20 protein-coding genes are annotated in these 24,236 nt (G+C 71.0%); 7 read left to right on the top strand and 13 right to left on the bottom strand.

The genetic code is table 11. From position 1 onward, the window contains the following. The first annotated feature begins 3 nt into the window (after positions 1–3). On the top strand, positions 4–2,463 hold the full coding sequence (locus IG05_RS0115430) for a DNA gyrase/topoisomerase IV subunit A (protein WP_030342950.1): 2,460 nt from the start codon (positions 4–6) through the stop codon (positions 2,461–2,463). 49 nt (positions 2,464–2,512) lie between these two features. Here IG05_RS0115430 and IG05_RS0115425 read toward each other — a convergent pair whose 3' ends face one another. After that, entirely contained in the window at positions 2,513–3,604 is a 1,092-nt protein-coding gene (locus IG05_RS0115425) for a CobW family GTP-binding protein (protein ID WP_030342948.1), read from the bottom strand. A 152-nt stretch (positions 3,605–3,756) separates the two neighbouring features. After that, the gene (locus IG05_RS0115420; protein ID WP_030342946.1) at positions 3,757–4,923 is read right to left on the bottom strand and encodes a citrate synthase/methylcitrate synthase; all 1,167 of its coding nucleotides are present in this window, start codon (positions 4,921–4,923) and stop codon (positions 3,757–3,759) included. 115 nt (positions 4,924–5,038) lie between these two features. Here IG05_RS0115420 and IG05_RS0115415 point away from each other — a divergent pair, with 115 nt between their 5' ends. The 4 genes from IG05_RS0115415 (at position 5,039) to IG05_RS0115400 (ending at position 9,757) form a co-directional block, all read left to right on the top strand. Then, complete coding sequence (locus IG05_RS0115415) at positions 5,039–6,295, top strand: citrate synthase (RefSeq protein WP_030342945.1); 1,257 nt, start codon at positions 5,039–5,041, stop codon at positions 6,293–6,295. Between the two features lie 53 nt (positions 6,296–6,348). Next, entirely contained in the window at positions 6,349–7,290 is a 942-nt protein-coding gene (locus IG05_RS0115410; protein ID WP_030342943.1) for a sucrase ferredoxin, read from the top strand. A gap of 110 nt (positions 7,291–7,400) precedes the next feature. Beyond that, a complete protein-coding gene (locus IG05_RS0115405) occupies positions 7,401–9,080 on the top strand; it encodes an ATP-binding protein (RefSeq protein ID WP_107051358.1) in 1,680 nt (559 codons plus the stop codon). After that, positions 9,077–9,757, top strand: a complete 681-nt coding sequence (locus tag IG05_RS0115400; RefSeq protein WP_030342940.1) for a DUF7342 family protein — start codon at positions 9,077–9,079, stop codon at positions 9,755–9,757. Before IG05_RS0115405 ends, IG05_RS0115400 begins: the two co-directional genes overlap by 4 nt. An 18-nt stretch (positions 9,758–9,775) precedes the next feature. On the opposite strand, the gene IG05_RS0115395 is transcribed toward IG05_RS0115400, so the two are convergent. The 3 genes from IG05_RS0115395 to IG05_RS0115385 all read right to left on the bottom strand — a co-directional run bounded on the left by IG05_RS0115395 (position 9,776) and on the right by IG05_RS0115385 (position 12,564). Then, the gene (locus IG05_RS0115395; RefSeq protein ID WP_030342939.1) at positions 9,776–10,831 is read right to left on the bottom strand and encodes an ABC transporter substrate-binding protein; all 1,056 of its coding nucleotides are present in this window, start codon (positions 10,829–10,831) and stop codon (positions 9,776–9,778) included. A gap of 64 nt (positions 10,832–10,895) precedes the next feature. Continuing rightward, positions 10,896–11,759, bottom strand: coding sequence for an ABC transporter permease (locus IG05_RS0115390; RefSeq protein ID WP_030342937.1), 864 nt, complete (start codon positions 11,757–11,759; stop codon positions 10,896–10,898). After that, on the bottom strand, positions 11,749–12,564 hold the full coding sequence (locus IG05_RS0115385; RefSeq protein WP_030342936.1) for an ABC transporter ATP-binding protein: 816 nt from the start codon (positions 12,562–12,564) through the stop codon (positions 11,749–11,751). Before IG05_RS0115385 ends, IG05_RS0115390 begins: the two co-directional genes overlap by 11 nt. Positions 12,565–12,721: 157 nt before the next feature. On the opposite strand from IG05_RS0115385, the gene IG05_RS0115380 reads away from it, so the two are divergent. Beyond that, entirely contained in the window at positions 12,722–13,414 is a 693-nt protein-coding gene (locus tag IG05_RS0115380) for a response regulator (RefSeq protein ID WP_030342934.1), read from the top strand. A 19-nt stretch (positions 13,415–13,433) separates the two neighbouring features. Here IG05_RS0115380 and IG05_RS0115375 read toward each other — a convergent pair whose 3' ends face one another. From IG05_RS0115375 to IG05_RS0115350, 6 genes are all read right to left on the bottom strand, one after another. Beyond that, positions 13,434–15,026 (bottom strand): cation acetate symporter, encoded by a 1,593-nt coding sequence (locus IG05_RS0115375; RefSeq protein WP_030342933.1) that lies wholly within the window; start codon positions 15,024–15,026, stop codon positions 13,434–13,436. Continuing rightward, a complete protein-coding gene (locus IG05_RS0115370) occupies positions 15,023–15,580 on the bottom strand; it encodes a DUF485 domain-containing protein (protein ID WP_078894205.1) in 558 nt (185 codons plus the stop codon). The genes IG05_RS0115375 and IG05_RS0115370 overlap by 4 nt, the downstream gene beginning before the upstream one ends. Positions 15,581–15,649: 69 nt before the next feature. Then, entirely contained in the window at positions 15,650–16,339 is a 690-nt protein-coding gene (locus IG05_RS0115365; protein ID WP_030342930.1) for a response regulator transcription factor, read from the bottom strand. Beyond that, positions 16,336–17,487 (bottom strand): sensor histidine kinase, encoded by a 1,152-nt coding sequence (locus tag IG05_RS0115360; RefSeq protein ID WP_030342928.1) that lies wholly within the window; start codon positions 17,485–17,487, stop codon positions 16,336–16,338. Before IG05_RS0115360 ends, IG05_RS0115365 begins: the two co-directional genes overlap by 4 nt. Then, entirely contained in the window at positions 17,484–18,005 is a 522-nt protein-coding gene (locus tag IG05_RS0115355) for a hypothetical protein (RefSeq protein ID WP_030342926.1), read from the bottom strand. Before IG05_RS0115355 ends, IG05_RS0115360 begins: the two co-directional genes overlap by 4 nt. 489 nt (positions 18,006–18,494) lie before the next feature. Then, entirely contained in the window at positions 18,495–20,618 is a 2,124-nt protein-coding gene (locus IG05_RS0115350) for a DNA gyrase/topoisomerase IV subunit B (protein WP_030342925.1), read from the bottom strand. Positions 20,619–21,060: 442 nt separating this feature from the next. Between IG05_RS0115350 and IG05_RS0115345 the strand changes: the two genes are divergently transcribed. After that, positions 21,061–21,291 carry a DUF7455 domain-containing protein gene (locus IG05_RS0115345; protein WP_030342923.1) on the top strand — a complete coding sequence of 77 codons (231 nt, stop codon included), beginning with the start codon at positions 21,061–21,063 and terminating at the stop codon, positions 21,289–21,291. Positions 21,292–21,387: 96 nt separating this feature from the next. On the opposite strand, the gene IG05_RS0115340 is transcribed toward IG05_RS0115345, so the two are convergent. Both IG05_RS0115340 and IG05_RS0115335 read right to left on the bottom strand, forming a co-directional pair. Continuing rightward, entirely contained in the window at positions 21,388–22,251 is an 864-nt protein-coding gene (locus IG05_RS0115340; RefSeq protein ID WP_030342922.1) for a serine protease, read from the bottom strand. Positions 22,252–22,372: 121 nt separating this feature from the next. Continuing rightward, the gene (locus IG05_RS0115335) at positions 22,373–23,914 is read right to left on the bottom strand and encodes an RNA polymerase sigma factor (RefSeq protein ID WP_030342920.1); all 1,542 of its coding nucleotides are present in this window, start codon (positions 23,912–23,914) and stop codon (positions 22,373–22,375) included. Positions 23,915–24,236: the final 322 nt, after the last annotated feature.

The raw sequence follows: 24,236 nt of genomic DNA, 5'->3' as shown, positions 1-24,236 counted from the left end.
GCGATGGCCCGCCGCAGCACGAAGACCCCGCCGCCCGACGATTCGTTCGAGGAGAGAATCCTCGACATCGACGTCGTGGACGAGATGCGTGGCTCCTACCTCGAGTACGCGTACTCGGTCATCTACTCGCGCGCCCTGCCGGACGCCCGTGACGGTCTCAAGCCGGTGCACCGCCGGATCGTCTATCAGATGAACGAGATGGGCCTGCGTCCCGAGCGCGGCTACGTGAAGTGCGCGCGTGTCGTCGGCGAGGTCATGGGCAAGCTGCACCCGCACGGGGACGCGTCGATCTACGACGCCCTGGTGCGCATGGCGCAGCCCTTCTCCATGCGCGTCCCGCTGGTCGACGGCCACGGCAACTTCGGTTCGCTGGGCAACGACGACCCGCCGGCCGCCATGCGGTACACCGAGTGCCGGATGGCCGAGGCGACGAGCCTGATGACCGAGTCGATCGACGAGGACACCGTCGACTTCGCGCCGAACTACGACGGCCAGGAGCAGGAGCCGGTGGCACTGCCCGCCGCCTTCCCGAACCTGCTGGTCAACGGGTCCTCGGGCATCGCTGTCGGCATGGCGACGAACATGCCGCCGCACAACCTGCGCGAGGTCATCGCCGCCGCGCGCCACCTGATCCGGAACCCGAACGCCGACCTGGACACGCTGATGAAGCACGTCCCGGGCCCCGACCTGCCCACCGGCGGCCGGGTCGTCGGCCTCGACGGCATCCGGGACGCGTACGCGACCGGTCGTGGCACCTTCAAGATGCGCGCCAGCGTGTCGGTCGAGACCGTCACCGCCCGCCGCAAGGGCCTGGTGGTCACCGAACTGCCGTTCACGGTCGGCCCCGAGAAGGTCATCGCGAAGATCAAGGACCTGGTCAACGCGAAGAAGATCCAGGGCATCGCCGACGTCAAGGACCTCACCGACCGCGAGCACGGCCTGCGCCTGGTCATCGAGATCAAGAACGGCTTCGTGCCGGAGGCCGTCCTGGAGCAGCTGTACAAGCTGACGCCGATGGAGGAGTCCTTCGGCATCAACAACGTCGCCCTGGTCGACGGCCAGCCGCTCACCCTGGGCCTGAAGGAGCTGCTGGAGGTCTACCTGGACCACCGCTTCGACGTGGTCCGGCGCCGCAGCGAGTTCCGCCGCGGCAAGAAGCGCGACCGGCTGCACCTGGTCGAGGGCCTGCTGACCGCGCTGGCCGACATCGACGAGGTCATCCGGATCATCCGGTCCAGCGAGAACTCCGCGCAGGCCAAGGAGCGCCTGATGGAGCGCTTCTCGCTGAGCGAGGTGCAGACGCAGTACATCCTCGACACGCCGCTGCGCCGGCTCACCAAGTACGACCGGATCGAGCTGGAGGCGGAGAAGGACAAGCTCACCGCGGAGATCGAGGAGCTGACCCGGATCCTGGAGTCGGACGCGGAGCTGCGCAAGCTGGTCTCGGCCGAGCTGGCCGCCGTGGCCAAGAAGTTCGGCACTGACCGGCGCACGGTCCTGCTGGAGTCCGCGGGCGCCACGGCGGCCACGGTGCCGCTGCAGGTGGCCGACGACCCGTGCCGGGTGCTGCTGTCCTCGACGGGGCTGCTGGCCCGTACGGCGACCGCGGAGCCGTTCCCGCAGGCGGCGGGCGCCAAGCGCGTCAAGCACGACGTGATCGTCTCGGCGGTGCCGGCGACCGCGCGCGGGGTGATCGGTGCGGTGACCTCGGCGGGCCGGCTGCTGCGGATCAACGTGGTCGACCTGCCGCAGCTGCCGGAGCCGCTGCCCGCGCCGCACCTCTCCGGCGGGGCCCCGCTGGCGGAGTTCGTCTCCCTGGGGGACGACGAGACGGTGGTCTGCCTGACCACGCTGGACGAGTCGTCGCCGGGTCTCGCGCTCGGCACGGAGCAGGGTGTCGTCAAGCGGGTGGTGCCCGACTATCCGTCCAACAAGGACGAGTTGGAGGTCATCACGCTCAAGGAGGGCGACCGGATCGTCGGCGCGGTGGAGCTGCGCACCGGCGAGGAGGACCTGGTGTTCGTCACGGACGACGCGCAGCTGCTGCGGTTCCAGGCCTCGATCGTCCGGCCGCAGGGCCGCCCGGCGGGCGGCATGGCGGGCATCAAGCTCACCGAGGGCGCGAAGGTCATCTTTTTCACGGCGGTCGACCCGGCCGCCGACGCGGTGGTGTTCACGGTGGCGGGCTCGCGCGGCACGCTGGACGACTCGGTGCAGACGACGGCCAAGCTGACCCCGTTCGACCAGTACCCGCGCAAGGGCCGGGCCACGGGCGGTGTGCGCTGCCAGCGCTTCCTGAAGGGCGAGGACTGTCTGTCGCTGGCCTGGGCGGGCCCGCTGCCCGCGCGCGCGGCGCAGAAGAACGGCACCCCGGTGGAGCTGCCCGAGGTGGACCCGCGCCGGGACGGCTCAGGCACCTCGCTGCCGAAGACGGTGGCCGTGGTGGCGGGGCCGGTGCTCTGAGCCGGGCGGCCCGGGTCCACGCGGGCGGCCCGGGTCGAGGCGGGCGAAGCTAGGCGGGCGGATCCTCCAGGTCCGCTTCCGTCCCGCCGTCCGGTCCGTCCGGGCCCTGTACGTAGCGCAGGACGCCCCACATGCCGTGCTCATCGGCGTGCGGGGCGTCGTTCCTGCACCCCTGGAGTTCCTTGCCGAGGGTGTCCGCGTCGATGCCGGAGCCGATCAGCACGAGCTGGGTGAGACGGGCCTCCCCCGGTGCCCAGGGCTCCGGGTAGAAGCGCAGGAACCGGCCGACGGCGTGCACGGCGTACCGGTTGACCGGGTCGTACGGCCCGAAGTCGACGTACCCCTTGATCCGGTACAGCCCCTCGGGCCGGCCGTCCAGGAACCGCATGAGCCGGCGGGGCTCCAGCGGCACGTCGGAGGTGAAGGAGAGGCTGTCGTAGCCGGTGTGCAGGTGGCCGGTGTGGTTGTCGTCGCCGTGGTCGTCCAGGTCGTCGAAGGACAGCTGCCCGACGCGCTCCTCGGTGGGCCGGCAGTCGAAGAGGAACTCGGGATCGATACGGCCGTAGGTGGCGGGGACGACGGCGGCCCGGTCGGTGAGCGAGCGCACGAGCCCCAGGATCCGGTCGGCGTCGCCGGCGCGGTCGAGTTTGTTGACGACGACCAGGTCGGCGAGGGCGAGGTGCCGGTCGATCTCGGGGTGCCCGGCCCGCGTGGCGTCGAACTCGGCGGCGTCGACCACCTCGACCAGACCGCCGTAGACGATGCCGGGATGCTCGCTGGCGAGCACCATCCGCACCAGTTCCTGCGGCTCCGCCAGCCCGCTGGCCTCGATGACGATCACGTCGATGCCGGTGGCGGGCGCGGCGAGCCGGTCCAGGTAGAGGTCGAGTTCGCCGGCGTCGACGGCACAGCACAGACAGCCGTTGCCGAGGGAGACGGTCGAGTCGCCGAGGGCGCCGGCGACGGCCATGGCGTCGATCTCGATGGCCCCGAAGTCGTTGACGATGGCCCCGATCCTGCTGCCTCCGCTGCGGTGCAGCAGATGGTTGAGGAGCGTGGTCTTCCCGGAGCCCAGGAACCCGGCGAGCACGACGACCGGGATCTGCTGCGGGCTTCCGCTGTCTACCGGGCTGTTCCCCAACGGGCGACCTCTCTGACGTACCAGCGCGCACCGGCTCGCGGGCCCGGCGCACGGACGGGCGTGGACTGGTCGTCCAGGATACGAGCGGTGGGGAACGGTGCTTGTGCCCGCCGGCTTGAGGCGCCGCGTCACCGGCGGGTCGCCGGTCCGCGTCAGCGGCCGGAGGCCACCGCCACCCTGGGCTCCGGGCCCACGTACCGTGCCACCGGGCGGATGATCTTCGGGTCGGTGGCCTGTTCCAGGATGTTGGCGCTCCAGCCGACGACGCGTGCCGCCGCGAAGGTGGGGGTGAACATCTCCCGGGGCAGGCCGCACAGTTCCATGACCACACCGGCGTAGAACTCGACGTTCGTGTGGAGTTCGCGGCCGGGCTTCAGCTCGGCGAGGATCGCCTCCACCCGGCGCTCGACCTCCACCGCGAAGTCGACCCGGGGGCCGCCGAAGCCGAGGGCGATCTCGCGCAGCATCCGGGAACGGGGGTCCTCCGTACGGTAGACGGCGTGGCCGAAGCCCATGATCCGGTCGCCGGCGAGCACCCGGGCGCGGATCCAGGCGTCGATCCGGTCGGGCGTGCCGATGGCGTCCAGCGTGTCCAGGGCCCGGCTGGGCGCGCCTCCGTGCAGCGGGCCGGAAAGAGCGCCGACGGCACCGGTCAGGCAGGCCGTGACGTCGGCGCCGGTGGACGCGATGACGCGTGCGGTGAAGGTTGACGCGTTGAATCCGTGATCAATGGTTGAGATCAGGTATTGCTCGACCGCACGGACCCGACGCGGATCCGGTTCCCAACCGGTCAGCATGTACAGGTAGTTGGCCGCGTACGAGAGGTCCTCGCGGGGCTCTACGGGGTCGAGGCCCCGGCCTAGCCGGTACAGCGCGGTCAGCAGGGTGGGTACGGCCGCGCAGACGGCCACGGTGTCGGCGCGCCGCTGGTCCGGGTCGGTGTCGTAGACCGGCCGGAAGCCCTGGGCGGCGCCCAGCAGGGACAGTGCCGTGCGCAGTCCGGCCAGCGGACCGGAGAGCCGGCCGGCCCCGGCGATCGCGGGCAGGGCCGTGCGTACGCCGTCGGGCAGGCGCCGCAGGGCGGCGGTCTCGGCGGCGAAGGCGGCGCCGCGCCGCGCGTCCGGGAGCGCGCCGTGGACCAGGAGATGCCACACGTCCTCGAAGCTGCGGGTGCGGGCGAGGTCGACGGCGGAGTACTGGCGGTAGTGGTAGAAGCCCTCCCGGCCCCGGACGTCACCGATCTCGGTCTCGGCGACGACGACGCCCGCGAGGCCGCGCGGGGCGTCGATGAGCGGGGTGCTGGTCCTGTTGACGGCCATGGTTCTTTCCTCCCTCGACTTGATCCGACTGTCTACTCTTGACGAAGATCCTGTCAACGTTGATGTAATCAACATGTAGCCATCAACCTGTGCAGAGACGGCTACGGTGGCGTCCATGCGCGATCACGACACCGTTCCCCACCGCCCCGGGCACCGGCTGACCACCAAGGAGACGGCCGAACTCCTCGGCGTGAAGCCGGAGACGGTCTACGCGTACGTGAGCCGCGGCCTGCTCAGCAGCAGACGCGAGCCCGGCGGCCGGGCCAGCACCTTCGAGGCCAAGGAGGTGGAGGCCCTCGCCCGCCGCAACCGGCGCGAGGCGGCCGGAACCCCGGGCTCGGGCGGTGACCTGTCCGTCCGCACCCGGATCACGCTGATCGAGCAGGACCGGTACTTCTACCGGGGCGTGGACGCCGTCGAGCTGGCCGCCCGCCACCCCTACGAGGAGGTCGCGGAGTGGCTCTGGACGGGCCGGATGAGCCCCGGGGCGGCCTTCTCCGCACCCGACACCACCGTGGAGGTCGCCCGCCGCGCGGTGGACGCCCTGTCCGAGCACGCCTCGCCCGTCGACCGGCTGCGGGTGGCGGCGGTCGCCGCCGCGGCCGAGGACCCGCTGCGCTTCGACCTGTCCGAGGAGGCCGTGCTGAGTACGGCGCGGATCCTCATCCCGACCCTGGTCGCCGCCCTGCCGCCGGCCGCGTACGAGCGCAAGGACGACGGTCCGCTGGCCCAGCGCCTGTGGACCCGGCTGACCGGCCGCCCGGCCGACGAGGCCTCCCTGCGCGTCCTGGACACCGCGCTGGCGCTGCTCGCCGACCACGACCTGGCCGCGTCGACGCTCGCGGTACGGGTCGCCGCCTCGGCCCGCGCGCACGCGTACGCGGCCGTCTCGGCCGGGCTCGGCGTGCTGGAGGGTCCGCTGCACGGCGCCGCCAGCGGCCTGGCCCACCGGATGCTGCTGGACGTGCTGGACCAGGGCACGGCGGTCCCCGTGATCGCCGCCGAACTGCGCGAGGGCCGCCGCGTCCCCGGCCTCGGCCACCGGCTGTACGCGGGCGAGGACCCCCGCGCGCGGGTGCTCTTCGGCCTCCTCGAACAGGTCCCGCGCGCGGAGTCCGCGCTGCTCGCGGCCCGCGACATCGTGGCGACGACCGCCCGGCACACCCCGCTGCACGCCAACGTGGACCTGGCCCTGGCGGTGTTCACCGCGTCCTGCGGCATGCCGGCCACGGCCGGCGAGACGATCTTCGCCGTCGCCCGCACGGCGGGCTGGATCGCCCACGCCCTGGAGGAGTACGGCGAGCGCCCGCTGCGCATGCGCCCCAGCGGCCACTACGTCGGTCCGCGCCCGCCGCAGCCCCTCCCGGAGTAGGGCACGGCACCGCCGGAAGGGCCCGCGGCGGGAGTCAGGTTAGGCTCACCTCTGTGACTAGGTGTGCGACCGTCTCCCGGAGCCTCGACGAGCCGGTTTCCGGTACGGCTGCCACGGCGACGACGTGGCTGCTGCTGGAACAGCCCGGTCCGTGGGGCGTCAAGGCGCTCACCTCCAGTCACCTGGACCCCGTGCTGGGCCGGGAGCTGGAGGCCGCCGCCGACGGAACCGGCGTGCGCATCGCGCTGATCCGGCGCCCCGGACGCCATGCCGACACCGGTGCGCCCGCGATCCGGCGGGTGTACTCCGCACACACCGTTCCGGGAAACGTATGGCTGCACAGTGCCACCACCCGCGATCCGCGGCGGCTGCTCGACCTGGACTTCGCCGGCCTCGGGGCCGGTGACCACCGCTCCTTCGGCGCGGTGCTCGCCGGGCAGCCGCACCGCGGTGACCCGCTGGCGCTCGTGTGCACCAACGGCAAGCGCGACCGCTGCTGCGCCCTCCTGGGCCGTCCGCTCGCCACGGAGCTGGTCGCCTCCGGGGTCCGGGGCGTCTGGGAGGTCACCCATCTGGGTGGACACCGGTTCGCGCCCACGGTGCTCGTCCTGCCGTACGGCTACGCCTACGGCCGCGCCGAGGCGCACACCGTGAAGGAGGCCCTGCACGGCGTCCGGGAGGGGCGCGTGGTCGTCGAGGGGTGCCGGGGGTGCTCCGCGTGGGAACGGCCCGGCCAGGCGGCGGAGCTGGCCGTCCGGTCGGCCGCGGACGAGTACCGGGCGGGTGTGCTGAGCGTCGTACGGACGGCCGGTGCGGCTCCGCGCTGGGAGGTCACCGTCGCGCACACCGACGGCCGCCGGTGGCGGGTCACCGTGGCGCAGGGGGCGTCACTGCCGCCCCGCCAGGAGAGCTGTGGCGCGGCGGTGCTCGGCACGCCCGCGCGGATGGACGTGGTCGAGGTGCGCGAGCTGAGGCCGACGGCGCTCGCCGGCTAGCCGCGTGGATGCCGTCACCCATGCCGTCAACCATTGATCAACGGGTGGATCGAGCGATCCGCCCCACACCCCCTGGGGCGCTTCCGGCGGTCCCACGTACCGTCGTGGGCATGAGCCCCACTCTCCCCGTCCGCCGTCTGCGCCTCGGACTGCCCCGGCGGATGTTCTCCCAGGTGCTGCTGATGCAGGTGGCGATCGCCGCGGGAGTCGCGGTGCTCGCGACCGGGCTGTTCCTGGCTCCGCTCAGCAAGCAGCTGGACCAGGAGGCGATGCGGCGCGCGCTGGCCATCGCCGAGACCACCGCCCAGGACCCGCAGATCGCCGAGGGGGTCCTCACCGCCCCGCCCACCAGGAACGGTCCGGTGCAGCGGGAGGCCGAGCGGATCCGCCGGGCCACGCACGCCGAGTACATCGTGGTGCTGGACCGGAACTGGGTGCGCTGGTCGCACCCCACGCCCTCGGAGATCGGCCGGCTCGTCTCCACCGACCCCTCCGACGCCCTGCGGGGCGAGGAGGTCATGGAGATCGACAAGGGCACGCTCGGACGCTCGGCGCGCGGCAAGGTGCCGCTGTACGACGCCCGCCACCGCATCGTCGGCGCGGTCTCGGTCGGCATCGCCTACGACAGTGTGCGGGCGCGGCTCATCAGCGCCATCCCAGGACTGTTCGCGTACGCCGGCGGCGCGCTCGCGGTGGGCGCGCTGGCCGCCTGGCTGATCTCCCGCCGGGTCCAGCGGCAGACCCGGGACCTGGCCTTCTCCGACATCTCGGCGCTGCTCGCGGAGCGCGAGGCGATGCTGCACGGCATCCGGGAGGGCGTCGTGGCGCTCGACCGGGGCGGCCGGGTCCGCCTGCTCAACGACGAGGCGCGGCGGCTGCTGGGCATCGGTGACGAGGCCGTCGGGCGGACCCCGGACGAGGCGCTCGGCGCGGGCCGCACGACGGACGTGCTGGCCGGCCGGGTGACCGGCACCGACCTGCTCACCGTGCGCGGCCAGCGCGTCCTGGTCGCCAACCGCATGCCCACCGGCGACGGGGGCGCCGTGGCCACCCTGCGCGACCGCACCGAACTGGAGCAGCTGGGGCGCGAACTCGACTCCACCCGCGGTCTGATCGACGCCCTGCGCGCGCAGGACCACGAGCACGCCAACCGCATGCACACCCTGCTGGGACTGCTGGAGCTGGAGATGTACGACGACGCCGTGGAGTTCGTCGGCGAGGTGGTCGGGGACCACCGGGCCACCGCCGAGCAGGTCACGGAGAAGATCCAGGACCCGCTGCTGGCCGCGCTGCTGGTCGGCAAGGCGACCGTGGCGGCCGAGCGCGGAGTCGCCCTGTGGGTGTCGGAGCGCACCCGGCTCCCGGACCGGCTGATCGATCCCCGGGGTCTGGTCACGGTCGTGGGCAACCTCGTGGACAACGCTCTCGACGCGGTCGCGGGCACCCTCCACGCGCGCGTGGAGGTCGAGTTGCGCACGGAGGGCCGTACGGTCGTCCTGACGGTGCACGACACGGGCCCCGGAATCCCCGAGCAGCAACGCGAGTTGATCTTCACGGAGGGGTGGTCCACCAAGCAGCCGCCCGCGCACGGCAAGCGGGGCATCGGGCTGTCCCTGGTGCGCCGGCTCGCCGAACGGCAGGGCGGGAGCGCGACCGTGGGTACGGCGGCCGGTGGTGGCGCGGAGTTCACCGTGATCCTGCCCGAGGCGCTGACCGAACCGGAACCGGAACCCACGGTGCCCCAGGAGTCCGTCGGGGCCGCCGCCGTCGCCGAGGAGGAGGCGCAATGATCGAGGTCCTGGTCGTGGACGACGACACCCGCGTCGCCCGCGTCAACGCCGCCTACGTGGAGAAGGTGCCCGGTTTCCACGTGGCCGGCGAGGCGCACAACGCGGCCGAGGCGCTGCACCAGGTGGAGACCCTGCCACGGCTGGACCTCGTCCTGATGGACCACTACCTGCCCGACGACACGGGGCTCGCGGTCGTCCAGGAGATGCGCCGGCGCGGCCACCAGACCGACGTGATCATGGTGACGGCGGCGCGGGACGTGTCGACCGTGCAGGCGGCCATGCGGCAGGGGGCGCTGCAGTACCTGGTGAAGCCGTTCGCGTTCGCCGGTCTGCGGGCGAAGCTGGAGGCGTACGCCGAGCTGCGGCGCACCCTGGACGGCGGCGGCGAGGCCGAGCAGGCGGAGGTGGACCGGATCTTCGGCGCCCTGTCCGCCCCTTCGGAACCCGGGCTGCCCAAGGGGCACTCCCCCACGACGGCCGAGCTGGTGCGCCAGGCGCTGCTGAGCGCGGAACGTCCGCTGTCCGCCCAGGAGATCGCCGAGCGGACGGGGGTGAGCCGGCAGACCGCCCAGCGGTATCTGAAGCTGCTGGAGCGCACCGGCCGGGCCCGGCTGACCCTCAAGTACGGCGACGCGGGCCGCCCGGAGCACCGTTACGTGTGGGCGACCCGCGCCTGAGCGCGCTTCAGGCAGCGGTCACTTGACCGCCTTGACGAACTCCGTCGTGTACGTCTTGCTCAAGTCGACCTTCGCGTTCTTGATGTTGGGGTTGAACGCCTTGAGCACCTTCTCGACGGTCTCGGGACCGCCCTGGGGCATCACGCCGTCGTCGGTGAACATCGGCAGGGTGCTCTTGATGGCCTGCGCGTACAGCCCCTTGTCGCCCTGGGAGTAGTCCGCGGGCATCTTGGCGGCGATCTCGTCGGCGCTGTGCGTGGACATCCACTTGAGCGTCTTGACGAATGCATTGGCCAACTTCTGGACGGTGTCCTTGTGTCCGTTGACCCAGTCCGTCTGCATGTACAGACTCGACGAGGGGTAAGGGCCGCCGAGCGCCTCCTGCGAACCCTCGGGGGTGCGCATGTCGAGGAGGATCTTCCCGGCCTTCTTGTCCAGGAGCGTCGCGACGGTCGGGTCGGTGGTCATGCCGCCGTCGATCGCGCCGTTCTGGAGCGCCGCGATGAACGTCGGCCCCGCCCCCACCGCGACCGGCGTGAACTCGCTGATCTTCACTCCGTTCTTGACCGCCAGGTACTTGGTGAGGAAGTCGGTCGAGGAGCCGAGGCCGGTCACGCCCAGTTTCCGGCCCTTGAAGTCCTTGGGCGAGGTGAGGTCGCCGGCGGCCTTGCGGGACACCACCTCGACCTCGCCGGGAGCGTGCGAGAACTGCACGACCGACTCCACCGCCTTGCCCTTCACCTGAAGGTCGAGGGTGTGGTCGTAGAAGCCGACCGCGCCCTGCACCTGGCCGGAGACGAGCGCGGTCTCGGCCTGGACCCCGGCGGGCTCGCTCAGGAGCTGGACGTTCAGGCCCTCGGCCTGGAAGTAGCCGAGGCGCTGGGTCAGCATCGCGGGCAGATAGATGACCTTGTCCAGGCCGCCGACCATGATCTTGACGTTCTCGCCCTTGCCGCCACCACCGCTGCCGGTGTCGGCCGTGGAGCTTGCCGCGTCGTTGGCGCAGGCGGTGAGGGAGGAGAGGGCGAGCAGTCCGGCGGCGGCGAGGGAGGCGTATCCGGCGGTCTTGCGCATGCGGTTCACGTCCTTGTGAGAGGGCGGTGCGGGAGGAAGCGGCGGGGGGTGGCGAGGGGGCCGGTCAGCTGTCGGAACCGCTGGACTTCCAGCGGAAGATGCGGCGCTCGGCGAAGGTGAGCAGCCCTTCGGCGACGAGGGCGACGACGGCGAGGATGACCATCGCGGCGTACACACCGGCCGCGTTGAAGGTGTTCTGCGACTGCGCGACGAGCAGGCCGATGCCCTTGGTCGCGCCGATGTACTCGCCGACGATGGCGCCGATGAGCGCGAAGCCGAAGCTGACGTGGAGGCTGGTGAAGATCCAGGAGGTGGCCGACGGGATGACCACCTGGAGGGTCACCCTGCGGTCGCTCGCGCCCAGGATCCGGGCGTTGGCCACGAGGTTGCGGTCCACCTCTCGGGCGCCCTGGAAGGCGTTGAAGAACACCGGGAAGAAGACGAGGACGACGGCGGAGGCCACCTTGGAGGACGGGCCGAGGCCGAACCAGATCAGGAAGATGGGCGCCAGCACGATCCTGGGAATCGAGTTGAGCACCTTGATGTACGGACCAAGAATCTCGGCGAGCAATCTGATCCGCCCGAGCGCGATACCGAGGAGCACGCCGGCGACCACACCGATGACCCAGCCGAGAAGTGCCTCGTGGAGCGTGTACCAGATCTGCTCGCCCAGGGAGCCGAGCGCCGTACCGTGGGCCACCCAGGTGTAGATCTGGTCCCAGATCTTCGAGGGCATCGAGAAGTTGAACGGATCGATGACCTTGGCGCGCGACAGCGTCTCCCACAACCCGAGAACGACCACGAGCAGCACCACGCGCGCGACACCGACGAGGACCTTGCGCCGGCGGGCGGCCTGGGCTCGGGTCTGCGCGCGACCGGGTGTCTTGACGGTGTCGACCACCGGAGTGCTGAGCACCTCAGGCGACATGGGCGGCACCCCTCTCACGGGTGATGCGGACCTCTTCGCCGAGGGAGTCCCAGATCTCGCGGTAGATCTCGATGAACCGCGGCTCCAGACGCACCGACTCGACCTTCCGCGGACGGGGCAGGTCGATGTCGAAGACCTGCTTCACGGTGGCGGGTCCGGCGGTCATCACGACGACCCTGTCGGCCAGCGCGATGGACTCCTCCAAATCGTGGGTGACGAAGACGACGGAGGCGCCGGTGCCCTCCCACAGCTCCAGCAGCTCGTCCGACATCAGCGCCCGGGTCTGCACGTCGAGCGCGGAGAACGGCTCGTCCATCAGCAGGATCTCGGGGTCGTTGACGAACGTGGCCGCCAGGGCGACGCGCTTGCGCTGGCCGCCGGAGAGCTGGTGCGGATAGCGGTCCTCGAAGGCGGCGAGTCCCACCCGGGCCAGCCACTCGCGGGCCTTCTGCCTGGCCTCCGCCTTGGGCACGCCCCGGAAGCGGGGGCCCGCCATGACGTTCGACAGGACCGTCCGCCAGGGGAAGGTGGCGTCCTGCTGGAAGACGAAGCCGACCTTGTCGCCGACGCCGTCGACCGGCTCCCCGGTCACCAGCACTTCACCCTCGGTGGGCTCCTCCAGGCCGCTGACCAGGGTCAGCGTGGTGGATTTGCCACAGCCCGTGGGCCCTACGACCGCCACGAACTCGCCGCGCCCGACGGTGAGGTCCAGGCCGCGCACGGCCGTGTGCAGTCCCCCGGACGGGGTTCTGAAGATCTTGCTCGCGCCCCGCAGCTCGATGGCGGGGCTGGTGTGTGCGCTCATGGGCCGGGACGGTAGGTGTGGCCCCCGCCACAGCAGGAGTCTTGTGAGCACAAGCCGATCTTTTGCTCGCAAGGACCTGTTGTGCTCGTTTTGCTCGCGCTACAACTGCGGAGCCGAACACGGGCTCGATGCTCGCCGGCCTTGAAGGAGAGGCCTGATGATTGACGTCCTGGTCGTGGACGACGACTTCCGCGTCGCAGAGATCAACGCCAAATACGTGGGAAAGGTTCCCGGCTTCCGGGTGGCCGCCCGCGCGCACAGCGCCGCGCAGGCCCTGGCCGCCGTCGAACGAGGCGGCATCGACCTGGTTCTGCTCGACCACTACCTGCCGGACCGGACGGGACTGGAACTCGTGCACCGCATGCGGGAGCAGGGCCACGGCACGGACGTCATCATGATCACGGCAGCCAGTGATGTGACGACCGTCCAGCAGGCGATGCGCATGGGCGCCCTGCACTACCTGGTCAAGCCGTTCACCTTCGCCGCACTGCGCGCCCGCCTGGACTCCTACGCCGCCCTGCGCCGCACGGTCGACCGGGTGGGCGGCCGGGGCCTGACCGGCCAGGAACAGGTCGACCGGATCTTCGGCGCCCTGCGCACCGCTCCCGCCCCTTCCGCACCCGGCCTGCCGACCGGCCATTCCGAGCCCACGACGGACCTGATCTGCGGCGTCCTGCACCGCGCCGACCAGCCCCTCTCGGCCCACGAGGTGGCCGCCCGGACCGGCCTGAGCCGCTCCACCGCCCAGCGCTACCTGCGCCACCTGGAACAGGCGGGCCGGCTCCGCCTCTCCCTGAAGTACGGCGACACGGGCCGCCCCGAACACCGGTACGCCTGGGTGGCGCCGTAGCGGGACAACGGTGGCCGGGCTAGGCGGCTCCGGCCCCGGTCAGCGAGCGCACCTCCGTCTCGGCGTACTTGCCCTCGTCCGCGACCTCGTCCGAGATGACCGTGCCCAGCCAGCCGGCCAGGAAGCCGAGCGGGATGGAGACGATGCCCGGGTTGTCCAGCGGGAAGTACTGGAAGTCGACGGCCGGAAACAGGGAGTCCGGGCTGCCGGACACCACCGGGGAGAGCAGCACCAGCCCGATCGCCGGGAGCAGCCCGCCGTACACCGCCCAGACCGCGCCACGTGTCGTGAAGCCGCGCCAGAACAGCGAGTAGAGCAGGACGGGCAGGTTGGCCGACGCGGCGACCGCGAAGGCGAGGCCGACGAGGAAGGCGACGTTGAGATCGCGGGCCAGCAGGCCGAGCGCGATCGCCACGACGCCGATGCCGACCGCCGCCCACCGTGCCACCGCCACCTCGCTGCGGGGCCTGCCGTGCGGCCGGCGCAGCGACGCGTACAGATCGTGCGCCACCGAGGCCGAGGAGGCCAGCGTGATGCCCGCGACCACCGCGAGGATCGTCGCGAAGGCCACCGCCGCGACGACCGCGAACAGCACCGTGCCGCCCGTGGAGCCCGCGCCGCCGCCCAGGTCGAGGGCGAGCAGCGGCACAGCCGTGTTCCCGGCCGCGTTGGACCCGCGCACGGCCTCCGGCCCCACCACGGCCGCCGCACCGAATCCGAGGACGATCGTCATCAGGTAGAAGCTGCCGATCAGACCGATGGACCACACCACGGAGCGGCGCGCGGCCCGCGCGGTCGGCACGGTGTAGAAGCGGGACAGGATGTGCGGCAGTCCGGCCGTGCCCAGCACCAGCGCGAGTCCCAGGCTGATGAAGTCGAGCCGGTCGGTCCAGTCCCCGCCGTATTTCAGGCCCGGCGCCAGGAACGCCTTCCCGTGGCCGCTGCGCTCCGCGGCCGCGAGCAGGAGGCGGTCGACGTCACCGTGGAAGCGCAGCAGGACGAGAACAGTCAGCACGACCGTCCCGCCGAGCAGCAGGACCGCCTTCACGATCTGGATCCAGGTGGTGGCCCGCATCCCTCCCAACGACACATAGATCACCATGAGCGCGCCGACGCCGATGACCGTCCAGGCCTGGGCCGCGCCTCCCGTCCGCCCCAGCAGCAGCGCCACCAGGCTTCCCGCGCCGACCATCTGCGCCACCAGATACAGAACGGACACCGTCACCGAGGACGTCCCCGCCGCGATCCGCACCGGCCGCTCGCGCATCCGCGCGGCCAGCACGTCGGCCAGGGTGAACCGCCCGCAGTTGCGCACCAGTTCCGCCACCAGGAGCAGCACAAGCAGCCACGCCACGAGGAAGCCCACGCAGTACAGCAGCCCGTCGTACCCGAACAGCGCGATGAGCCCGGCGATCCCGAGGAAGGAGGCGGCCGACATGTAGTCGCCCGCGATGGCAAAACCATTCTCCATCGGGGAGAACAGCCGGCCGCCGGCGTAGAACTCCTCCGCCGAGCCGTGCCGCCTGCGGCTCACCCAGGTCGTGATCCCGAGGGTGACCGCCACGAACCCGATGAACAGCAGCAGCGCCAGTGTCTGATGGTCACCGCTCATGAGGCGCCTCCTCGCGCGCCGCGGGCCAGCTCCTGGGTGTCCCAGCGCAGCTCCAGCGCGGCCCGGTCCCGGCGCAGCCGAGCATGCCGGGCGTAAGCCCAGGTGAGCAGGAAGGTGCTGAGGAACTGCCCCAGCCCCGCGAGCATCCCCACGTTCACCGCCCCCGCCACCGGCCGGGCCATGAGCCCGGGCGCGGTCGTCGCGGCGACCACGTACCCCACGTACCAGACCAGGAAGCCGACGACCCCCGGCACCACGAACCGCCGGTATCTGCCGCGCACCTCCTGGAACGCCTGACTGCGCTGCACCTGGAGGTACACCTCGCAGGTGTCCACCGCCGTCACGCCGGGCTCGCCCCGGGCCGGCGGCACGGCCGGCGCCGGCCTGCCGGTGCCGTCCAGCTCACCCCAGCCGGAGGCCAGCGCGTCGTACCAAGGGTCTTCGTACGTCACGTCCCGGGAGGGCGCGGTGTGGTCTTCCTGGTTCTCGGCCGATCTCTCGGATCTCTCGGAACCGTCCCCGGCGCCCCCGGGGCGACCGTTGCTTGACTGCATGCCCAAGGATGGACAGAACGGAAAGATCTCTGACTCTTCTTCCTCGCGCTCTTCACCCCATCAGGTGACTCAGCCGGCGGGCGGCCTCACGAGCCCCCTGCTGTAGGCGTACCGCACGGCCTGCGCCCGGTCCTTGAGGCCCGTCTTGGCGAAGAGGTTGTTGATGTGGGTCTTCACGGTCGCGGTCGACACGTGCAGTCTGCGGGCGATCTCCTGATTGCTGAGGCCTTCGGCGATCAGCACGAGGACCTCGGTCTCGCGCGCGGTCAGCCCGTCGGGCGTCTCGCCGGCCGCCGGCACGGCCTCGGGTTCGGGCTGCGACAGCCGCTCCAGCAGCCGGCGCTGGACACTCGGCGACAGCCCCGCGTCCCCCGAGAGCACGCTGTGCACGGCCCGCACGATCTCGTCACCGCCCGCGTCCTTGGTCAGGTACCCCCGCGCACCGGCCCGCAGTGCCGGGAACAGCGACTCGTCGTCCGCGAAGGTGGTGAGCACCACGACCTGGGTGCCGGGGTACCGGGCCCGGATCCGCCGGGTGGCCTCCACGCCGTCGCAGCGGGGCATCCTGAGGTCCATCAGCACGACGTCCGGCGCGAGTTCGCCGACCAGCCGCACCGCCTCCTCACCGTCTGCGGCGGCCCCCACGACCTCCACACCCGGCAACAGCCCGAGCAGCATCACGATGCCCTCGCGGACCACGGTCTGGTCGTCGGCCACCACCACCCGTGCGGGCTTCTTCTCCCCTTCCGTCTCCGTCATACGGGCACCTTCAGCGTCACCACGAACCCCTCATCGTCCGGCCTCGCGTCCAGTGAACCGCCCAGCAGCTCGGCACGCTCGCGCATGCCCAGCAGACCGTACCCGCCTCCGGCTCCGTCGAGTTCGCCCGGCCGTCCGCCCGAGTCCCGGACGTTCAGCGTCACTTCGTGCTCGCCGTAGTCGAGCCGTACGGCCACTCTGGCGCCTTGGGCGTGCTTGCGGACGTTCGTCAGCGCCTCCTGCGCGACCCTCCGTACGGCCTGGGACGCCTCGGCTGGCAGGGGTCTGCGTTCACCTGTGACGGTGACCTCCGCCCCGTCGGCCGAGCTGACGAGCCCGGTCAGGAAGTCCTCCAGCGGGGTCAGTTCTCCCCGCAGGGCGGACAGCGCCTGCCGGGTCTCGGCGAGCCCGTCGCGGGCCATGCCCCGCGCGGCCACCACCCGCTCCAGGATCCGTTCGCGCTCCGCGCCGTTCTCGATCAGCAGCCGGGCCGCCTCCAGGTGCACGAGCTGCGCCGAGAGGCTGTGGGCCAGCACGTCGTGGATCTCCCGTGCGATACGGGCCCGCTCGGCCAGTGCCGCGGACTCGGCCTCGGCCGTGCGGGCGGCGCGCTCCTGGGCAAGCAGCCGCTGCGCGTTGCCCCGGGCTTCCGCGTCCAGCCTCAGCACGTACCCGGCGAGGGCCATGCCGGCCACGGTGGCGGCCGTGGCCAGCCAGACGTCGTTGGTGAACGCGGCGTACGAGGCCAGTGCCACCGACGCTACGGGGACCGCGGCGCCGAGCGGCAGCCGCTCCAGCGCGACGACTCCGCAGCCGCACCAGATCACCAGGGCCGGTCCTCCGAATCCCGTGGCCTCGGCGGTGACCGCGATGCCCAGGAGGATGCTCACGAGCGCCAGGGAGGGCACCAGCCGGTGCTCATAGGTGGTCCGGAAGAAGGCCCAGGAGACGAGAGCGGCGAGGACGACTCCGGCCGCCGCCGTGACCGCTCCCCAGATACCGACGTGCCGCTGGCTGACAGCGCCCCAGAGGAGCAGGGCCAGCACGAGCAGCCGGACGACCCAGACGAGCACGCGTCTTGCCCGGGTGATTCCCGCGCGGCCCAGTGCCTCCCGCGACGGCCAGCGGGTCCAGGCGTTCTCGGTCACACGCGCTCCTTCCAGGCCGGCTGCTCGTCGGCACCGTATGCCGGGGCGGGAGGGCTCACGGCGTCGGCGGACCGGACCCGCCGGGCCAGGATCACGCCCCGCACCAGCAGGGTTCCGGCGAGGCCCAGCATCAGCGCGGAGCTGTCCTGGTGCAGGCCGAGTGCGGAGCCGAGGGCGAAGACGCCGGCCCGCAGGGCCAGCCCCACGGCCCAGACGGCGATGCTCGCCTTCGTGCTCCTGGTCCACAGGACGCCGTCCGGCGCCGTCCAGATGCGGGTGGTCCAGCCCCAGCCAACGCCGGTGGCCAGCCCGATGAGCAGTTCCACCGCGAGCAGGGCGGCGGATTCGAGGCGGTGGTGGGCGTCGAGGACACCGGGCTCGCGCAGCGCGACGGCCGCGAGTATCACGGGCAGCAGCCACCAGCGCCGGTCCGTGTCGATCGCCCGGGCGCGGAACTGCCGTGCGATCACTATGGCGGCGACGGCTGCGATCACCAGCGCGTTGACGAGCCCGGGCATCGGAACCCCCGTGAGCGAGAAGGCGGTGCCGGGAGCGAGTGCTGCCGACGCCTTCGAAGGTACGGAAGTCCGCAGGCCGGGAGATCGGAGCCGGGGTGGATCAAGGGTGGAAACTCGAAGCGGCTCTCCTCCACCCACGGGTGGAGAAGCCGTCCGGGTCGCGAGGGGGACACACCCGACCCAGTAGAACGGTCCACTGTCTCCAGTGCCCCGGCCGGACGCGGATCAACGAGGGACAACGAGGGACCGGGGCCGCCTCAGGCACAGGGGCATGGCCGGCCGCCCATTCCAGGGCAGGCCCGGGTGGCGGTGGGCAGGTGACGGCGGACAGGTGGCAGGTGGCGGTCGCGAGCACGGCGACCGGCCTCAGCAGGATCCGGCTGGCGAGCGGCCCGGGCTCGATCACCGAGCCCGAACCGCTCCCCCGTCTCAGACGGCGCCGGCCACCCGTCCGGCAAGCCCCCCGCCGCGCCTAGCCCGGCGCGGCGGCTACGCGTCGATGCGCGACCGGTCCAGCGTCGCCGCCGAGCCGGAGATGAACTCCTTGCGCGGAGCCACGTCGTTACCCATCAGCAGGTCGAAGACCTGCTCGGCGGCCTCCAGGTCGGACAGGTTGATCCGGCGCAGGGTGCGGTGGCGCGGGTCCATCGTGGTCTCGGCCAGCTGGTCGGCGTCCATCTCGCCCAGACCCTTGTAGCGCTGGATGGAGTCCTTGTACCGGATGCCCTTGCTCTGGAACTCCATGAGCTTGTCGCGCAGCTCACGGTCCGAGTACGTGTAGACGTACTTGTCCTGCCCCTTCTTCGGCTGGACGATCTCGATACGGTGCAGCGGCGGCACCGCGGCGAAGACCCGGCCGGCCTCGACCATGGGCCGCATGTACCGCTGGAACAGCGTGAGCAGCAGACACCGGATGTGGGAGCCGTCCACATCGGCGTCGGTCATCATGATGATCTTGCCGTAGCGAGCCTGGTCGATGTCGAAGGTGCGGCCGGAGCCCGCCCCTATGACCTGGATGATCGCGCCGCACTCGGCGTTCTTGAGCATGTCGGTCACCGAGGACCGCTGCACGTTGAGGATCTTGCCGCGGATCGGCAGCAGGGCCTGGAACTCGGAGTTCCGCGCCAGCTTGGCCGTACCGAGCGCGGAGTCGCCCTCGACGATGAACAGCTCGCTGCGGTCGACGTCGTCGCTGCGGCAGTCGGCGAGCTTGGCCGGCAGGGACGAGGACTCCAGAGCGGTCTTCCGGCGCTGGGCGTCCTTGTGCTGGCGGGCCGCGACCCTGGTGCGGGCGGCCGCGACCACCTTCTCCATGACGACCCTGGCCTGGGCGGCGGCGTCACGCTTGGTCGCGGTCAGGAAGGCCTTCAGTTCCCGGCCGACCACGCTGTTCACGATACGGCGGGCCGCCGAGGTGCCGAGGACCTCCTTGGTCTGTCCCTCGAACTGCGGCTCGGCCAGCCGGACCGTGACGACGGCGGTGAGGCCCTCCAGGGCGTCGTCCTTGACGATGTTGTCCTCGGCCACGCGCAGCATCTTCTTGGCGCGCAGCACATCGTTCATCGTCTGGGTGAGCGCCTGCTCGAAGCCGGTGACGTGGGTGCCGCCCTTGGGCGTGGCGATGATGTTGACGAACGACCGGACGGTCGTGTCGTACCCGGTGCCCCAGCGCAGTGCGACGTCGACGCCCAGTTCGCGGGTGACCTCGGTGGGGGTCATCTGGCCGTGCTCGTCCAGGACGGGAACGGTCTCCTTGAAGGTGCCCTTGCCGGAGAAGCGGAGGACGTCGCAGACGGCCTTGTCGTTCGCCAGGTACTCGCAGAACTCGCTGATGCCCCCGTCGAAGCGGAAGGACTCTTCGCCCTTGCTGCCGCCTTCGCCCAGGCCGTACTCGTCGCGGACGACGATGGTCAGGCCGGGGACCAGGAAGGCGGTCTGCCGGGCGCGCTGGTGCAGGTTCTCCAGGGAGAGCTTGGCGTCCTTGAGGAAGATCTGCCGGTCGGCCCAGTACCGCACGCGCGTGCCGGTGCGCGTCTTGGGGATCTTCTTCGTCTTGCGCAGTCCGCTCTTGGCCTCGAACTTCGCGTCGGCGCCGCCGGCGGCGAAGGCGCCGGGCACACCACGCCGGAAGCTGATCGAGTGGGTGTGGCCGCCGCGGTCGACCTCGACGTCGAGTCGGGCGGAGAGGGCGTTGACCACGGAGGCGCCGACGCCGTGCAGACCGCCGGAGGCGGCGTAGGAGCCGCCGCCGAACTTGCCGCCCGCGTGGAGCTTGGTCATGACGACCTCGACGCCGGACAGGCCGGTCTTCGGCTCCACGTCCACGGGGATGCCGCGGCCGTTGTCGCGCACCTCGACGGAGCCGTCGTCGTGGAGGACGACCTCGATGTGGTCGCAGTAGCCGCCGAGGGCCTCGTCCACCGAGTTGTCGATGATCTCCCACAGGCAGTGCATCAGACCGCGACTGTCGGTCGATCCGATGTACATGCCAGGGCGCTTGCGCACGGCCTCAAGACCCTCAAGGACGAGCAGGTGCCGCGCGGTGTAGTTGGAACCGTCGCGGTCTGCTCCTGCCAGCAGCGCTGTGGACGGCACGGACGTATCGGCGGTCACGCGGTTCGCTCCTCGCTGAATTTCAGATGGCCCCCTTTTGGGTAAGGGGGCGGCTTCGGTCGCCGCTCAGAGGGTACCGAGCCCTGGTAGAGCCGGTGTAACGCCACCCTCGCCGACAACTCACACTAGTCCACACTCGCATACACGTTCGATCCCTCGATGGAGTGAAGCACACATCACGTTCCCTTCGAGGCATGAACCATTTAGGCTCCGGGCACGTCCTCATGAACAACCGGCAACCCGGCCGGGAGGACCGAGACACCAAAGACAGCGCGAACCCGTACGCACACAAGAGACGCAATACGGCACATTCGCCGCCAACCGGCAGCAAACAGCCGCCCCGGAAAGATTCTTTCGAGGAAAAGCCACGAGCGGGAACGTTTTGGGGCTGGTTGGATGTTGACCCTGGTACGACAGCTCGTCGAGCTAGAGAAGAGGCGACGTGACTACTGTTCTGACCCCCGCGAGCCCGCTGACGGCCGCCGATCGCTGCGACCGCTGCGGCGCCCAGGCATACCTGCGCGTCGTCCTGCTGAGCGGCGGAGAACTGCTCTTCTGCGCCCACCACGGTCGCAAGTTCGAGCCGGAACTCAAGAAGATCGCCGCTGAGATACAGGACGAGACGGAGCGGCTGACCTCCGTTCCGAACACCGTTTCGGAAGAAGAGCGCTGAATCTCGCACCACGACGAGCCAGCCCCGGCACAGGCCGGTGAACGGGCGGCCGCTTCACACCAGGAAGCAGCCGCCCGTGCTCATGCCCGGACGCGCTCACGCGGGCCTGGAGTTCCGCACCCCGGCCACCGTGGCCGTCGGCTGCAGCGCTCGTACGACCTCGGAGACACGCGTGTAGACACCCGGGAGCCCCGGCCGCCCGCAGCCGCTCCCCCATGACACGAGGCCGATCAGCCGCCCCCCGGCCACCAGAGGGCCTCCACTGTCGCCCTGGCAGCCGTCGGGGCCTCCGGCGGGGTCACCGGCGCACAGCATGGTGCCGGCCCGGTAGGCGCCCTCAGGGCCGCCCGGGTAGGCGCGGGCACACAGCTCGTCGGGCAGCACACGCACACGTGCGGCGCGGAGCCGGCGTGGGTAGGTTCCCGCGCCGGTGGTGTCACCCCATCCCGACACCAGGGCTTCGGTGCCCGGCGCGTAGGCGGGGTCGCCCGGGCCCGCCATGGCGACGACCGCGCTCTGCGGCAGGGAGCCGACGAGTCCGAGGACCGCGAAGTCGCCGGAGTTGGTCGCGGGGTCGTACGCGGAATTGACCCGGATCTCCCGTACGGCGACTTCCTGGCCCTGCCCCGACAGCAGGTCCGTGCGGCCCGCGATGACCCTGAGGTCGCGCAGACGGCTCGGTGGCGTCCCGAGGGACTCCTCGGCCAGGCAGTGGGCGGCTGTGACCACCGTGCTGCGTCCGATGGCCACAGCGCCGCAGAACTGGCCCGCCCGCATTCCTCCGAACAGGTCACGGCTGGCCAGCGCCACCGTCCACGGAGCCTGGGAAACGTCTATCGGAAACCCCCCGACCACCACGCTGTCTGCGGCCGCGGTGGAGGTGCTCGCCAGAGGTATGGAAGTCAGGGTGGCCGCCAGGGCCAGCGGCCGGATCAGTGCCCGGGCTATGGAACGGCGCATGCATGCTCCTCACTCCGCGGTGCTCGTGGGACACCCAGAGTGATCCACCTCGCGCACGCGCGCAGCACGAAGGCCCGGCTCCCGCGAGGGGAACCGGGCCTTCGCCGTGGTGGAGCGGGACCTAGTCGAGGTAGTCGCGCAGCACCTGCGAACGCGACGGGTGGCGCAGCTTCGACATGGTCTTGGACTCGATCTGGCGGATGCGCTCGCGCGTGACGCCGTACACCTTGCCGATCTCGTCGAGGGTCTTCGGCTGACCGTCGGTGAGACCGAAGCGCATGGAGACGACGCCCGCCTCGCGCTCGGACAGGGTGTCCAGTACGGAGTGCAGCTGCTCCTGCAGGAGCGTGAAGCTGACCGCGTCGGCCGGGACGACGGCCTCGGAGTCCTCGATGAGGTCACCGAACTCGCTGTCGCCGTCCTCGCCGAGCGGGGTGTGCAGCGAGATGGGCTCGCGGCCGTACTTCTGGACCTCGATGACCTTCTCCGGGGTCATGTCGAGTTCCTTGGCCAGCTCCTCCGGGGTGGGCTCGCGGCCCAGGTCCTGGAGCATCTGGCGCTGCACGCGCGCGAGCTTGTTGATGACCTCGACCATGTGCACCGGGATACGGATGGTGCGGGCCTGGTCGGCCATGGCGCGGGTGATCGCCTGGCGGATCCACCAGGTGGCGTACGTGGAGAACTTGTAGCCCTTGGTGTAGTCGAACTTCTCGACCGCGCGGATCAGACCGAGGTTGCCCTCCTGGATGAGGTCCAGGAAGAGCATGCCGCGGCCGGTGTAGCGCTTGGCCAGGGAGACCACGAGTCGGAGGTTGGCCTCCAGCAGGTGGTTCTTGGCGCGGCGGCCGTCCTCGGCGATGATCTCCAGCTCGCGCTTGAGCTTGGGGGCGAGCTTGTCGGCGTTCGCCAGCTTGTCCTCGGCGAACAGGCCCGCCTCGATGCGCTTGGCGAGCTCGACCTCCTGCTCGGCGTTGAGCAGGGGGACCTTGCCGATCTGCTTCAGGTAGTCCTTGACCGGGTCGGCGGTGGCGCCGGCCGCGGCGACCTGCTGCGCGGGCGCGTCGTCCTCGTCCTCGTCGGACAGGACGAAGCCGGCGCTCTCGGCCCCCTCGGGCTCGTCGGCGACCTTGGTGTCCTCAAGGACCTCTTCGTCGAGGAGCTCGGCGTCGTCCTTCTTTGCCGTGGTCTTCTTGGCGGCCGTCTTCTTCGCGACGGTCTTCTTGGCGACCGTCTTCTTGGCGGTCGCCTTCTTGGCGGCGGCCTTCTTGGCAGGTGCGGCTTCCTCGGCGGACTCGGCGACGGCCGGGGCGGCGGGCGCCGCGGGGGCGGCCGTGCTGGCGGTGGCCTTCCTGGTGGTCACCGTCTTCGCCGCGACCGTCTTGGTGGCGGTGCGCTTGGCCGGGCTCTTCGCTGCGACGCTCTTTCGGGTGCGCTTGGGCTCTGCGGCACTGACCATCAGCGTCACACCCTCTTCCTCAAGAATCTGGTTGAGGCTGCGCAGTACGTTCTTCCACTGAGTGGCCGGAATCTGGTCAGCTTCGAAGGCCCGACGCACATCGTCGCCGGCGATCTGCCCCTCAGCCTTTCCCCGCTCGATGAGCGCCATGACAGAGACGGACTCGGCGATCTCCGGCGGGAGCGTACGGGATGTGCTGGCCGACACGAACAACCTCTCGGAACGTTGGAAAACGGCTTCCGGCACCGTCCACTGCGGACGTGAGCCGACCACCGGCCTGGGGATGGGCCGACGGCGCGGGCGTGGGCCGGGGAGATGCACAGCGCCTGTTACGGCGTCCGTATTCCCTCCGCGGCTATCACCTCTTAGGTCATCGCGCTGTCTCCATGAGCGTTACGCCCAATCTACGTGGCCCGAGTCACACCCCGTAAGCGGTCAAAAGCGGTCAGACATACACAAAGAGCAACATTTACGGTGTTCGTTCCAGCCACGCCCACGACCAGGTCCTGTCGCCGCCGTCGCGCCATCG

Origin of the sequence: Streptomyces sp. NRRL S-1022 (assembly GCF_000720135.1) — a bacterium.
GTDB lineage: Bacteria > Actinomycetota > Actinomycetes > Streptomycetales > Streptomycetaceae > Streptomyces.
This window is presented reverse-complemented; position numbering and strand designations above follow the sequence as displayed.

Bases quoted from the DNA above. Each gene is read 5' to 3' on its own strand.
- IG05_RS0115375 (WP_030342933.1), bottom strand. From the start codon at position 15,026: ATGAGCGGTGACCATCAGACACTGGCGCTGCTGCTGTTCATCGGGTTC.
- IG05_RS0115390 (WP_030342937.1), bottom strand. From the start codon at position 11,759: ATGTCGCCTGAGGTGCTCAGCACTCCGGTGGTCGACACCGTCAAGACA.
- IG05_RS0115415 (WP_030342945.1), top strand. From the start codon at position 5,039: ATGCGCGATCACGACACCGTTCCCCACCGCCCCGGGCACCGGCTGACC.
- IG05_RS0115365 (WP_030342930.1), bottom strand. From the start codon at position 16,339: ATGACGGAGACGGAAGGGGAGAAGAAGCCCGCACGGGTGGTGGTGGCC.
- IG05_RS0115340 (WP_030342922.1), bottom strand. From the start codon at position 22,251: ATGCGCCGTTCCATAGCCCGGGCACTGATCCGGCCGCTGGCCCTGGCG.
- IG05_RS0115420 (WP_030342946.1), bottom strand. From the start codon at position 4,923: ATGGCCGTCAACAGGACCAGCACCCCGCTCATCGACGCCCCGCGCGGC.
- IG05_RS0115395 (WP_030342939.1), bottom strand. From the start codon at position 10,831: ATGCGCAAGACCGCCGGATACGCCTCCCTCGCCGCCGCCGGACTGCTC.
- IG05_RS0115400 (WP_030342940.1), top strand. From the start codon at position 9,077: ATGATCGAGGTCCTGGTCGTGGACGACGACACCCGCGTCGCCCGCGTC.
- IG05_RS0115355 (WP_030342926.1), bottom strand. From the start codon at position 18,005: ATGCCCGGGCTCGTCAACGCGCTGGTGATCGCAGCCGTCGCCGCCATA.
- IG05_RS0115370 (WP_078894205.1), bottom strand. From the start codon at position 15,580: ATGCAGTCAAGCAACGGTCGCCCCGGGGGCGCCGGGGACGGTTCCGAG.
- IG05_RS0115380 (WP_030342934.1), top strand. From the start codon at position 12,722: ATGATTGACGTCCTGGTCGTGGACGACGACTTCCGCGTCGCAGAGATC.
- IG05_RS0115405 (WP_107051358.1), top strand. From the start codon at position 7,401: ATGAGCCCCACTCTCCCCGTCCGCCGTCTGCGCCTCGGACTGCCCCGG.
- IG05_RS0115385 (WP_030342936.1), bottom strand. From the start codon at position 12,564: ATGAGCGCACACACCAGCCCCGCCATCGAGCTGCGGGGCGCGAGCAAG.
- IG05_RS0115430 (WP_030342950.1), top strand. From the start codon at position 4: ATGGCCCGCCGCAGCACGAAGACCCCGCCGCCCGACGATTCGTTCGAG.